Annotated in this window: 7 protein-coding genes; 4 read left to right on the forward strand and 3 right to left on the reverse strand. The window is 65.3% G+C overall.

The genetic code is table 11. The annotated features are described in order from the left end of the window. Positions 1–156: 156 nt before the first annotated feature. Together GCT19_RS09625 and GCT19_RS09630 are read left to right on the forward strand one after the other, a co-directional pair. Complete coding sequence (locus GCT19_RS09625; RefSeq protein WP_018436846.1) at positions 157–1689, forward strand: sensor domain-containing diguanylate cyclase; 1533 nt, start codon at positions 157–159, stop codon at positions 1687–1689. A 160-nt stretch (positions 1690–1849) separates the two neighbouring features. Continuing rightward, on the forward strand, positions 1850–3157 hold the full coding sequence (locus GCT19_RS09630; RefSeq protein WP_152851739.1) for a solute carrier family 23 protein: 1308 nt from the start codon (positions 1850–1852) through the stop codon (positions 3155–3157). A 62-nt stretch (positions 3158–3219) separates the two neighbouring features. Here GCT19_RS09630 and GCT19_RS09635 read toward each other — a convergent pair whose 3' ends face one another. Further along, the gene (locus tag GCT19_RS09635; protein WP_013088170.1) at positions 3220–4875 is read right to left on the reverse strand and encodes a Na+/H+ antiporter; all 1656 of its coding nucleotides are present in this window, start codon (positions 4873–4875) and stop codon (positions 3220–3222) included. Positions 4876–5112: 237 nt separating this feature from the next. Between GCT19_RS09635 and GCT19_RS09640 the strand changes: the two genes are divergently transcribed. Together GCT19_RS09640 and GCT19_RS09645 are read left to right on the forward strand one after the other, a co-directional pair. After that, positions 5113–6399, forward strand: a complete 1287-nt coding sequence (locus tag GCT19_RS09640) for an EAL domain-containing protein (protein ID WP_018436844.1) — start codon at positions 5113–5115, stop codon at positions 6397–6399. A 35-nt stretch (positions 6400–6434) separates the two neighbouring features. Continuing rightward, positions 6435–7130: a copper homeostasis protein CutC gene (locus GCT19_RS09645; RefSeq protein WP_152851740.1), complete on the forward strand. Its 696-nt coding sequence runs from the start codon at positions 6435–6437 to the stop codon at positions 7128–7130. A gap of 23 nt (positions 7131–7153) precedes the next feature. Here the strand turns inward: GCT19_RS09645 and GCT19_RS09650 are convergent, their stop codons facing one another. Next, entirely contained in the window at positions 7154–10741 is a 3588-nt protein-coding gene (locus GCT19_RS09650; RefSeq protein WP_152851741.1) for an indolepyruvate ferredoxin oxidoreductase family protein, read from the reverse strand. Positions 10742–10983: 242 nt separating this feature from the next. Further along, complete coding sequence (locus GCT19_RS09655; RefSeq protein WP_018436841.1) at positions 10984–11961, reverse strand: ion channel; 978 nt, start codon at positions 11959–11961, stop codon at positions 10984–10986. Positions 11962–12239 lie beyond the last annotated feature (278 nt).

A 12239-nucleotide genomic window follows, 5' to 3' on the forward strand; every position in this document is an offset into this window, starting at 1 on the left:
GTTGCATATGGGCAAGAATCCGGCTATGCAAACGTTTGCCGATGCGCGATGTCTGCTACGCTTACGTTTTCGTAGGCCGCGTAATTGACGGTTATTGCCGGCACGCGGGCCGCTTCTTCACGCGCGACCTTCAGCGCAAGTCAAAATCAAAAACGCATGGTGACGCGCGGACCGAACAACGTGATTGCGATCAGTGTCTTGCTGGCCGGCGCGATCCTCGCGATCGCCGTGTCGCTGCTCGCACAGATGCGCGAAGATGCGTTGCGGCGCGCGCAGGACTCCATCGCCAACATATCTCTGCTGGTCCAGCGCGACGTGTCGCGCAATCTCGAGATCTACGACCTGTCGCTGCGCGCGGTGATCGACGGACTCAGGCAGCCGGGCGTGCTCGATCTGCCGCCGGCGATCCGCCAGATGGTGCTGTTCGACGGCTCGATCAGCGCTCAGGACATGGGCTCGGTATTCGTGCTCGACGAGAACGGCAACGTGCGTTTCGATTCACGGGCGTGGCCGCCGCGCGCACACAGCCATGCCGACCGCGATTACTTCAAGGTACAGCGCGCTTCGCCCGACGTCGGCCTGTACATCAGTCATCCGTTCAGCCGGAGCGGCACCGACGAGGACCTGCGCATCGCGCTGAGCCGGCGCATCTCGAGGCCGGACGGCAGCTTCGGCGGCGTGGTGGTCGGCACGCTGCGCCTCACGTATTTTCATCGGCTGTTCGACGGCATGAAGCTCGGGCCGAGCGGCTCGATGGCATTGATGCTCAGCGACGGCACGATGTTGATGCGTCGTCCGTACGATCCGAAAACGATCGGCATCAACCTGACCGGCACGGCCAACTTCTCGCGCTTCGTCAAGCAGCCGAGCGGCGACTTCTTCGGCACCGCGGCGATCGACCGCGTCGAGCGCTGGTATGCGTTCCGCCATATCGACGGCTTTCCGCTGATCCTCGACGTCGCGCTGTCCACGCGCGACATCTACGTGCAATGGCGGCGGCGCGCATGGATCATCGGCACGCTGATCGTCGCGCTCGACGTGACGATCATCGCGCTCGCGATCCTGTTCTCACGCCAGTTGCGTCTGCGCCGCGCGGCCGAGGAAGAGTTGCGTGAACTGGCGCGCACGGACGGGCTGACCGGCCTGAACAACCGTCGCACGTTCGAGGAACACGTGAACGACGAGTGGCGACGCGCGCAGCGCAACGGCAGGCCGTTGTCGCTGCTGCTGATCGATGTCGACAACTTCAAGGGCTTCAACGACCTGTACGGTCATTCGGCCGGCGACGAAGCGCTGATCGGCGTCGCGCGCTGCATCGCGCAGAACGTGCGGCGTCCGGGCGACACGGCCGCGCGCTTCGGTGGCGAGGAGTTCGCGGTGCTGCTGCCGGACACGGATGCGACGGGCGCGCAGCGGATCGCCGAGCAGATCCGCGCGGCGGTGCAGGCGCTGCAATGCCGCCATGTGGCCAGCACGCATCACGTGCTGACGGTGAGCGCGGGAGCTGCAACGGCGCAGGACACCGCCTTCGCGACCAGCCGCGCGCTCGTCGACGCCGCCGATCAAGCGCTGTATCGCGCGAAGGATGGAGGCCGTAATCGGGTGATGATGTTCGACGCGCCGACCGACAACTCCTCGCGGGACGGCGCCGCGGTGACGCCAGACACCGACGCACGCGGCGCGAATTGACGCGCTCCCGGGCCAAGCTTTTCTGCCCGCTTCATGGGCCGCTCCATGGTCTGCTTGCCAGCCCTTATTGCTCTCCGTAAACTCGCGCGTAACTTCGCCGGACCCACGCCACAGCGCGTGATCTGCACACACCGCGCCGACCCAGAGGAGAATCCCCGCGATGGCCGCATCCTATTTCCCCCGCTGGCGCCGCCAGCCTGCCGCCGCCGAGGGCGGCATCGTCGGCATCGACGAACGGCTCGGCTGGCCGCAGATGTTCGCGATGGGCATCCAGCACGTCGTCGCGATGTTCGGCTCGACCGTGCTCGCACCGTTGCTGATGGGCTTCGATCCGAACCTGGCCATCTTCATGTCGGGCATCGGCACGCTGCTGTTCTTTGTGCTCGTCGGCGGGCGCGTGCCTAGCTATCTCGGTTCGAGCTTCGCGTTCATCGGCCTCGTGATCGCGGTGACCGGCTACGGCGGACACGGCGCGAACCCGAACATTCCGGTCGCGTTGGGCGGCATCATCGCGTGCGGCGTCGCCTACGGTGTGATCGGCCTGATCGTGGCGGCGGTCGGCACCGGCTGGATCGAAACGCTGATGCCGCCGGTCGTGACCGGCGCGATCGTCTGCGTGATCGGTCTGAACCTCGCGCCGATCGCCGTGCATGGCGTGAGCGGCAGCAATTTCGAGTCGTGGATGGCGCTCGTCACGGTGCTGTGCGTCGGCGCGGTCGCGGTATTCACGCGCGGCATGCTGCAGCGTCTCTTGATCCTGGTCGGCCTGCTGCTCGCCTACGTCATCTACGCGATCGTCACGAACGGCCTCGGCATGGGCAAGCCGATCGATTTCTCGATCGTCGCGAACGCCGCGTGGTTCGGCATGCCGCACTTCATGTCGCCGGTGTTCGACCCGCACGCGATGACGCTGCTCGCGCCGATCGCGGTGATCCTCGTCGCCGAAAACCTCGGCCACATCAAGGCCGTCAGCGCGATGACGGGCCAGAACCTCGACCGCTACATCGGCCGCGCGTTTCTCGGCGACGCGCTCGCGACGATCGTGTCGGGTTTCGCGGGCGGTACCGGTGTGACCACGTACGCGGAGAACATCGGCGTGATGGCGGTCACGAAGATCTATTCGACGCTGGTGTTCGTGATCGCCGCGTTGATCGCGCTCGTGCTCGGCTTCTCGCCGAAGTTCGGCGCGGTGATCCAGACGATTCCGGGACCGGTGCTTGGCGGCGTGTCGATCGTCGTGTTCGGGCTCATCGCGGTGACGGGCGCACGCATCTGGGTCGTCAACAAGGTCGACTTCTCCGATAACCGCAATCTGATCGTCGCGGCCGTCACGCTCGTGCTCGGCGCCGGCGACTTCTCGCTGAAGCTCGGCAGCTTCGGGCTCGGCGGCATCGGCACCGCGACCTTCGGCGCGATCATCCTGTACGCGCTGTTGAGAAGGAAGCCGACCCAAGGGCCGGTGGCCTGAGCGTCGTTATTCGGCACCGGCATTTCAAGCGCCGGTGCCGACGTTGATCCAGCAGAGAACTCCTACCTTTTGCGCGCGGTTAGCGCCGTCTCCGATAGATCCACCTCACGCATCAGCTTGTTCATCGTCTCGTCGTTGATGCGCTCGGTGTCGCGCAAATCGAGCAGCGTCTTGCGCTCGGCACGCATCGCCGCGAGCTTCATGCGGAATTCGAGCGCATCGGCACGGCGCGCGAGTTCGCGTGGCGCCTGTTCGTCGTCGAGTGATGCGAGGCGGCGGCGGTACAGGTCCATCACGCGCGCGGTCACATCGGTCGCATAGGCCTGAGCCGATTCATCGAGGTCCGCGCACTCGGTGTCGTGCAGATGATCGATCGCGCGAATCGCCGATTGCGCGGCGAGCGTGCGCGCGAGCGCTTCCTCGGCCGCGTGCGGGTCCTTGCCGCGCCGCCAGCCGCGCAGCAGCAGCGGCAACGCGGCCACCGCCACCAGCAACGACAGCAGGATCACCCCCGACGCGATGAAGATCGCCAGATCGCGTCCCGGCAGCGGCGTGCCGTTGGGCAGCACCTCCGGCAGCGACAGCACGCCCGCGAGCGTTACCGCGCCGCGCACGCCGGCCACCGTCGTCACCGACACCATGCGCAATCCCGGCACCGCGTTCGCGACACCATGTTTCGTCGCGCCGCGGCTAGAGAACCAGCGCAGCAGCCATACCCACGCGAAGCGCATTGCGTACAGCGCGAACGCCACCGCGACGATGTAGCCGATCAGCAGCGCGACCTGCGCGTCGTTGGTTTCGTGCGCGTCGAGCAGCGCGCGGCCGAGGATGTGCGGAAACTGCAGGCCGAGCATGATGAACACCATGCCGTTGAACACGAACTCGATCATCGTCCACGTGCTCGTGGCCCGCACGCGCGAGGCGACCTGCCACTTTTCCATGATGCTCGCGTAATTCATCATCATGCCGGCCGATACCGCGGCGAGAATGCCCGACAGCTCGAAGCGCTCGGCGGTCAGATAGGCGGCGAACGGAATCAGCAGCGTCATCACGACGCCCGGCGCGGGATCGCCTTCCTCGGTGAGATTGAGAAAGCGCGCGGACACGAAGCTGAACACCGCGCTCACCGCCGCGCCGACCGCGAGGCCGCCCACCGCGATGATCACGAAGCTCACCGACGCCGCACGCAGCGAGAACGCTCCGGTCAGCGCGGCGGCGATCGCGAACTTCAGCGCGACGAGGCCGGACGCGTCGTTCATCAGCGCCTCGCCTTCGAGGATATGCATCAGCTGCCCGGGAATCCTGCCCTTGCCGGCGATGCCGGACAGCGCGACAGCGTCGGTCGGCGATAGCACCGCGGCGAGCGCGAACGCGACCGGCAGCGAGATCTGCGGCACCAGCACGTGCACGAAGTGACCGACGACCAGCACCGTCATGAACACGAGACCGAGCGCGAGCATCAGGATCGCTCGGCGCGCCATGAAGAACTCGCGCTTCGGAATGCGCCAGCCATCCGCGAACAGCAGCGGCGGAATGAACAGCAGCATGAAGATTTCCGGATCGAACGCGACGTGCAAATCGAGGCGCGGCCACGCGAGCATCGCGCCGATCGCGATCTGCACGAGCGGCAACGGCAGCTTGAACGGCAGCGCGCGGGCCAGCACGCCGGACGCGGCGACGGCGAGTAGCAGGATCAGAACGGTGAAGACTATTTCCATCGTGTATTCCGGGCTGATGAAGGGGCAATCTGCGCACCGCAACGGTGCGCGTCACGCCCACGGGCGGCGCACGAACGCTGTCGCCGGTGCAATCTTTCGAGCGAATTACAGCACAGTGTGCGCCAGCGTGCGCATGGACCTTGCTTAACCGGTAACGATGACGCACATTTTGAGAGACAGTGTCGGTCTCGTTGCAGTTCGCGTTCTGACCGGCGGGTTCTCGCGTGAGAGGATTGCATGACGATTGCGCAACAGGACAGGGCGGCGAGCGTGCCGCACGGCTTCGAGGTCGAGGTGACCTCGGGCCTTCGACGCTATTCGGTGCAGCACGGCGAACTGACGCTGACTAGCGTGTTCCAGCCGATTTTCAGTCTGTCGCACCTGCGCGCGGTCGGCTATGAGGGCTTGCTGCGCGCGCACGACGCGCTCGATCGCGCGGTGTCGCCGCTCGACGTGTTCGGCGACGCCGCGCGCCTGGGCGACGCGCTGCAGATCGACCGGCTCGCGCAGACGCTGCATCTTGAGAACTTCAAGGTGCTCGGCGCCGAGCGCGAATGGTTGTTCCTGAACGTGCATCCGGGCGTACTGACGGACCCGTATCTCGCGGCCGCTTTGCTCGCGAATCTGCGGCGGCTCGATCTGTCGCCGCGGCGCGTCGTGCTCGAAGTGCTCGAGCAGCGCGCCGAAGATCTCGATCGACTCGCCGACGCGGTGCGCGAGTTCCGCGAGCGCGGCTTCCTGATCGCGCTCGATGATTTCGGCGCGGGTCATTCGAACATCGAGCGGATCTGGCAACTGAATCCCGACATCGTGAAGCTCGACCGCATCATGCTGTCGCACGCCGCGCATCGCGCCGACATGGCGACCATCCTGCCGGGGCTCGTGTCGCTGCTGCATGAAGCGGGCAAGCTCGTGCTGATCGAGGGCGTCGAAACCGAGCACGAAGCGCAAATGGCGCTCGCCTGCAATGCGGACTTCGTGCAGGGGTTTTTCTTCGGCCGGCCGAGTCCGGGTATTGCCGATGCGATCCACACGGCGATTTGCATCGGTGAAGTCACCGAGCGTTATCGCGAGCAGGCCGAGGCACGCGAGCGGCGCAGCGCGCGCCGGCTCGCGCCGTATCTGCGCGCGTTCGAGCGCGCCGCGGAGCGTCTGGCCGCCGGTGAGCCGCTCGACGAGGTGTGCTGGAATTTCCTCGCGCTCGATCACGCGGCGCGCTGTTTTCTGCTCGATGCGAAGGGCCGCCAGGCGGGCCGCAACGTCGTGCTGCGCGCCGACCGCGCGGCGCAGGAAACGCGCTTCCTGCCGCTCGCCGACGCGCAGGGCGCGAACTGGCTGCGTCGTCCGTACTTCAGCGTTGCGATCAATGCGCCGGAGCGCGTGCACGTGACGCGGCCGTATCTATCGATCAACGAGGCGTTGCCGTGCGTGACGCTGTCGGTGGCGACGCGCGTCGGCGGCGAGACCTGCGTGCTGTGCGGCGATATCGACTGGGTCGAAGACGAACGCGACGCGCGCTTCTGACATGATGTCGTTTTCAATGACATCAGGTTGCGCTCATGTCCGTGCTGCTCGAAGTGATTGCCACGACCGTCGCCGATGCGCGCGCTGCCGCGCACGCCGGTGCCGACCGTGTCGAACTCGTGACCGCGATGGGCGAGGGCGGTCTGACGCCGAGTGTGGGCTTGATCGAGGCGGTGGTAGCCGCGGTCGGCATACCCGTGAACGTGATCGTGCGGCCGCATAGCCGGTCGTTCGTCTACGACGCCGACGACTACGCGGTGATCCTGCGCGACATCCGTGCGGTGAAGGCGGCCGGCGCGAACGGCATCGTGATCGGCATGCTCGATGCCGAGCGGGCGATCGACCGTGAAGGTCTCGCGCGCGCGTGCGAAGCTGCGGATGGACTCGCGATCACGTTTCATCGCGCGTTCGACGAGGCGCGCGATCTGCGCGAAGCGCTCGACGTATTGCTCGGTTTCCAGGCGGTGACCAATGTGCTGACGTCGGGCGGAAAGCCGTCGGTGCTGCAGGCGCAAGCCGTGGTTAGCGAACTGGTGCGGCAAGCCACGGCCTCGCATTGCACGGTGCTCGCTGGTGCCGGCTTGACCGTCGATGCGGTCGCGGACTTCGTCAGCAAAACGCACGTCGAGGCCGTGCATTTCGGCTCCGGCGTGCGCGTGAACGGCAACGGACTCGCGCCCGTCGATCCGGCGAAGGTGATGCAGGTGAGGGCGCTGCTCGACGCGACTTGAAGCCGGGCAGCGCAACGAACACGTTACTTCGCGACCACTACCGGAATGCCGCGCAACTGCCCGGCGCCCTTCATTTCCTCGAGCGACTTCTTCACCGCGATACCCGTCGCCGCCTCGATGCCGAGGCGCGCGACGAGGTCACGCTCACCACGCTTGACGCCCGCCAGATTCGCCAGCTTCACGTGCCCATAACCGCGCACGCGCGCATGCAGTTCAGCGAGTTTCGCGACGTCGTCGAGATGGCTCTCGTCGAGTTTCGCTAGCGCACGTTGCAGCGTGGTTTCGTAATCGCTCGCGAGCTCGCGCTCCATCTTGCGCTCGAGCGTGCGGCCGAACGGATCGAGCGCCGTGCCGCGCAGACCGCGCCATTTCGCGAGCAGGCCGAGCACGGCCCACATCCACTGACCATAGGTTTTCTTCTTGGGCACCGCCCCGGGCTGCGCGCGCGTAAGCGTCGGCGGCGCGAGGTTGAAGCGGATCGTGAAGTCCTTGCCGGCGACGCCCTCGAACTGCGCTTCGAGCGCATCGCGGAACGCGGCATCCGCATGCAGACGCGCGACTTCGTACTCATCCTTCACCGCGAGCAGCCGATAGAACGTCGTCGCGACCGCGCGCGTCACGCGCTCGCTCGCCGCATCGACGGCGGTTTCCGCGCGCCGTGCCGCGTCGACTAGCGCGCGATAGCGCGTCACATAGGCCGCGCCGCCATACGCGAGCAGACGTGCCTCGCGATGCGCGATCAGCTCGTCGAGCGTATCGACGCGCACGCTCGGTTTCGGCGCATGGTGCGACTGCCACAGCGATTCGAGCGCGGCGGGATCGGCCGCGGCCATGCGCCCGATCGAGAACGCGAGTTGATTCATCTGCACAGCGACGTTGTTCAGTTCGATCGCACGCATCATCGCGGCGAACGACACCGGCACCAGACCGAGCTGCCACGCGAAGCCGAGCATCAGAATGTTCGCGCCGATCGTATCGCCGAGAAAACGCGTCGCGAGCGCTTGCGCGTCGCAGGTGGACATACGCTCGGCGCCGGCCGCGTGACGCATCTTGTCGATCAGCGCGTCGGCATGCAGTGTCGCGTCCGGGTTCTGCACGAAGCTCGCGTTCGGAATCGCATGGGTGTTGACGACGATGCGCGTGCGGCCATGCCGCACCGTTTGCAGCGCATCGGCACTCGCGCCGACCACCATGTCGCAGGCGAGCAGCACATCGGCCTGCTGCGTGTCGATGCGCACCTGGTTCAGCCATTCGTCGCGCGCGGCAAAGCGCACGAACGACAGCACCGAGCCGCCCTTCTGCGCGAAGCCCATGAAGTCGAGCACCGACGCGCTCTTGCCTTCGAGGTGCGCGGCCATGCTGATCAATGCGCCGACCGTCACGACGCCAGTGCCGCCGACTCCGGTCACGAGGATGTCGTACGGCGCGGCATCGAGTGGCGTCGCGGGGATCGGCAGCGCGTTGACGTGAGCAGTGAGCGCCTGCGGATCGAATGCGACGCCCGCGGCTTTTTTCAGCGTGCCGCCTTCGACGGTGACGAAGCTCGGGCAAAAGCCGTTGACGCACGAGTAGTCCTTGTTGCACGACGACTGATCGATGCGCCGCTTGCGGCCGAGCGCGGTTTCCACCGGTTCCACCGACAAACAGTTCGACTGCACGCCGCAATCGCCGCAGCCTTCGCAGACTTCCTCGTTGATGAAGAGCCGTTTGTTCGGATCGGGGAATTCGCCTTTCTTGCGACGGCGGCGTTTTTCGGCCGCGCAGGTCTGGTCGTAGATCAGCACGGTCACGCCGTCGGTATCGCGCAACTCGCGCTGCACCGCGTCCATCTCGCTGCGGTGATGAAACGTCGTGCCCTGCGGAAACTGGCCGTGATGGCCGTCGTATTTCTCGGGCTCGTCGCTGACCACGACGAAGCGCGATACGCCCTCGGCTTCGACCTGTCGCGCGATCTGCGGCACCGAGATGCTGCCGTCGACGGGCTGACCGCCCGTCATCGCGACCGCGTCGTTATAGAGGATCTTGTAGGTGATCGTCGCTTTCGCCGCGACTGCCTGGCGGATCGCGAGAATGCCCGAGTGAAAGTAGGTGCCGTCGCCGAGATTCTGGAATACGTGGCGGGTCTTCGTGAACATCGAATGCGCGGCCCAGTCGACGCCTTCGCCGCCCATCTGAATGAGCCCGGTCGTATCGCGCTCCATCCACGACGCCATGAAATGGCAGCCGATGCCGGCCTGCGCGATGGAGCCATCCGGCACTTTCGTCGACGTGTTGTGCGGACAGCCGGAGCAGAAATACGGCGTGCGCTTCACGCTGTCCGCCGCGTTCGACAGGATCTGCGGCGCGACCAGATCGACGACGCGTTCGCGGCGATCGAGCGCCGGCTTGTGCTTCGCGAGCCAGTTCGCGAACACCGGCAGAATGCGCGACGGCCGCAATTCGCCGAGCGACGACAGCAGCATCGTGCCATCTTCGGCGTGCTTGCCGATCACGACCGGCCGCGTGCCTTGCGTGCGGTTGTACAGATAGTCCTTGATCTGCTGCTCGATGACGGGGCCCTTCTCTTCGATCACGAGCACTTCGGACAGGCCCGACACGAATGCGTCGATGCGCGTCATCTCCAGCGGAAACGACAGCCCGACCTTGTAGATGCGCACGCCGGCCGCATCGAGATCGGCGACCGTCAGATCGAGCCGGCGCAGCGCTTCCATCAGATCGAGATGCGCCTTGCCGCACGTGACGATGCCGACGTTCGCGTGCGGGCTCGGCGCGATCCATTTGTCGATGCTGTTGATGCGCGCAAACTGGCGCACCGCGTCGAGCTTCGCGTGCAGCCGCGCTTCGATCGTCAGGCTCGGCAGATCGGGCCAGCGGTTGTGCAGACCGCCGGCTGGTGCTGCGAATTCCTGAGGGGGTGTCCATTCGGTTTGCAGCGCGTCGAGATCGACGGTCGAGCCCGATTCGACGGTTTCCGAAATGGCCTTGTAGCCAACCCACGCGCCCGAGAAGCGCGACAACGCCCAGCCGTACAGGCCGAACTCGAGCATGTCCGCGATGTTCGACGGATTCACGACCGGCATATGCCACGCCATCATCGCGAAGTCGCTCTGATGCGGCATCGACGACGACACGCAGCCGTGATCGTCGCCCGCGACCACCAGCACGCCGCCGTGCGGCGACGAGCCGTAGGCGTTGCCGTGCTTCAGCGCATCGCCGGCGCGGTCGACGCCCGGGCCTTTGCCGTACCACATCGCGAATACGCCATCGACGGTGCGCTCCGGATCGGCTTCGACGCGCTGCGTGCCGAGCACGGCGGTGCCGCCGAGTTCTTCGTTGATCGCGGGCAGAAAGCGGACGTCGCTCGCGGCGAGCAGTTTTTTCGCCTTCCACAACTGCTGATCGACCATGCCGAGCGGCGAGCCGCGATAGCCGCTGATGAAACCGGCGGTGTTCAGGCCGCGAGTTTTGTCGAGCGCGCGCTGCATCAGAGGGAGGCGCACCAGCGCCTGGGTGCCGGTCAGAAAGATCCGGCCGCGCGTCGCGGTGAGATTGTCGGAAAGCTTGTAGTCGGCGAGAGCGGGCGTGCCGTCGATGGGCAGGCGAGCGGTCATGGGGGAGTCTCCAATGTTCTGGCTCGGCGCGCGGGTGGTGGGGTCACCGATGCCGCGCAGCGAAAGAGACTCTATTTTTTAGCGCTCGGGAGAGTGAATTATTTCTTCTTTAATCGGGCGTGCGCGAATGGGCGCGATGACTCGCGCGTTTCGGCCCGCTTTTGAGCCGGATTTGCCAGGCGGCGGCGCGCTTCGGGTATGCCCTGGGTATCGTGGGGCGTCGAATAGGACTGTGGCGATTGCTACTGCGCGGTGTTCGCCGCGATGTCCGGTTGGAGCGGCGCCGCATCGAGCGGCACGATTTCGTCGAAGTGCGCGTAGTCGATGTGGCTCACGCCGTCTTGCTCGCTCATGATGTCGACGAACCGGTGCTGCCAGACGATCTGGTCGCAGGTCCACATGTGGCGCGCCTGCATGGTTTGCGACGTCGATTCGTCGATGCCTTCGAGCGTCAGCAGCAGCGACACGTCGCGGCCCTTCAACGATTCGGCGTTTTCGCCGAACAGCGGACTCGCTTCGTCGATGATGTGCATCAGCGTCCAGCCGAGCTTGAACACCGGGTGCTGGTCGCGCACCAGCGCGAGGTCGTAGAGCTTGCGCAGCGTAAAGCCTTCGATCGACGTCTCCAGACGCATGATGCGCAGCCGCGCGCGTGCTTCGGCGATCACGTTTTGACGCGCGTTGGCCGAGCGCACCATCAACGTCATGCGGCCGTCGATGGGCCGGATCACCGCATAGCGCGCGAACATGATCTTTGCGTGCGGCCGTGAAAAGCGAGCGAAGATCAGCCCGGTCGCCAACGCGATGCTGGACATGCCGATGAAGATTTCGAGCGTGGCGATCCAGTGCGCGTAGACGGTTTGCGGATGCATGTCGCCATAGCCGACCGTCGCGAGCGTTTCGACGCTAAAGAAGAACGCGCCGCCGAAGCCCTTCGGAAACAGATTCGCGATCGGAGCGTCGCCGAGCATATAGAGCACGGCGAACACGGTGTTGAGCAGCAGGAACAGCAGCGCGAGCGACACGAAGAACACCGGCCAACGCACGCCGAGCGCGCGGTGATACAGGTCTTGCCACAACGGCGTCGGCATGCCGTGCGCGATCACCACCCGATCGTCGAGACGCATTTCGCGGCTGCCGCGCGCGTGGCGCCTCGGCGCGCTCGTGTCGGTGTCGGAGTCGCCGAGCGTGGAAAAACGGTCTGACGGTTCGCTTGCCATCACGCGCTCGTGGGGATAAAGACAGGCACAGCGTAGCATGGCGCGAGATGGGGTAGAGAGAGGCGAAGCGGGGCTGTTACCTTGCGAATCTGCGAATGAAATTCAGCGTTCCGACGTTTTATGACAAGGCTCATGCAATTGACTGGAGCGTGCCGATCAGCTGATATACCTCGTCACTAGCATGGTAGTGACGAGGGTCATATTTTTATTCGAAAAAGCTATCTCTATTTAAATTGTTTTCGAGATAATCAAATATCTTGGTCTATTTTATTTGATTT

Source organism: Paraburkholderia atlantica (genome assembly GCF_009362785.1).
GTDB classification, from domain to species: Bacteria; Pseudomonadota; Gammaproteobacteria; order Burkholderiales; family Burkholderiaceae; genus Paraburkholderia; species Paraburkholderia atlantica.

Excerpts from the sequence above, each read along its gene's own strand:
- GCT19_RS09625 (WP_018436846.1), top strand. The coding sequence starts at position 157 with ATGGTGACGCGCGGACCGAACAACGTGATTGCGATCAGTGTCTTGCTG.
- GCT19_RS09630 (WP_152851739.1), top strand. The coding sequence starts at position 1,850 with ATGGCCGCATCCTATTTCCCCCGCTGGCGCCGCCAGCCTGCCGCCGCC.
- GCT19_RS09635 (WP_013088170.1), bottom strand. The coding sequence starts at position 4,875 with ATGGAAATAGTCTTCACCGTTCTGATCCTGCTACTCGCCGTCGCCGCG.
- GCT19_RS09640 (WP_018436844.1), top strand. The coding sequence starts at position 5,113 with ATGACGATTGCGCAACAGGACAGGGCGGCGAGCGTGCCGCACGGCTTC.
- GCT19_RS09645 (WP_152851740.1), top strand. The coding sequence starts at position 6,435 with ATGTCCGTGCTGCTCGAAGTGATTGCCACGACCGTCGCCGATGCGCGC.
- GCT19_RS09650 (WP_152851741.1), bottom strand. The coding sequence starts at position 10,741 with ATGACCGCTCGCCTGCCCATCGACGGCACGCCCGCTCTCGCCGACTAC.
- GCT19_RS09655 (WP_018436841.1), bottom strand. The coding sequence starts at position 11,961 with ATGGCAAGCGAACCGTCAGACCGTTTTTCCACGCTCGGCGACTCCGAC.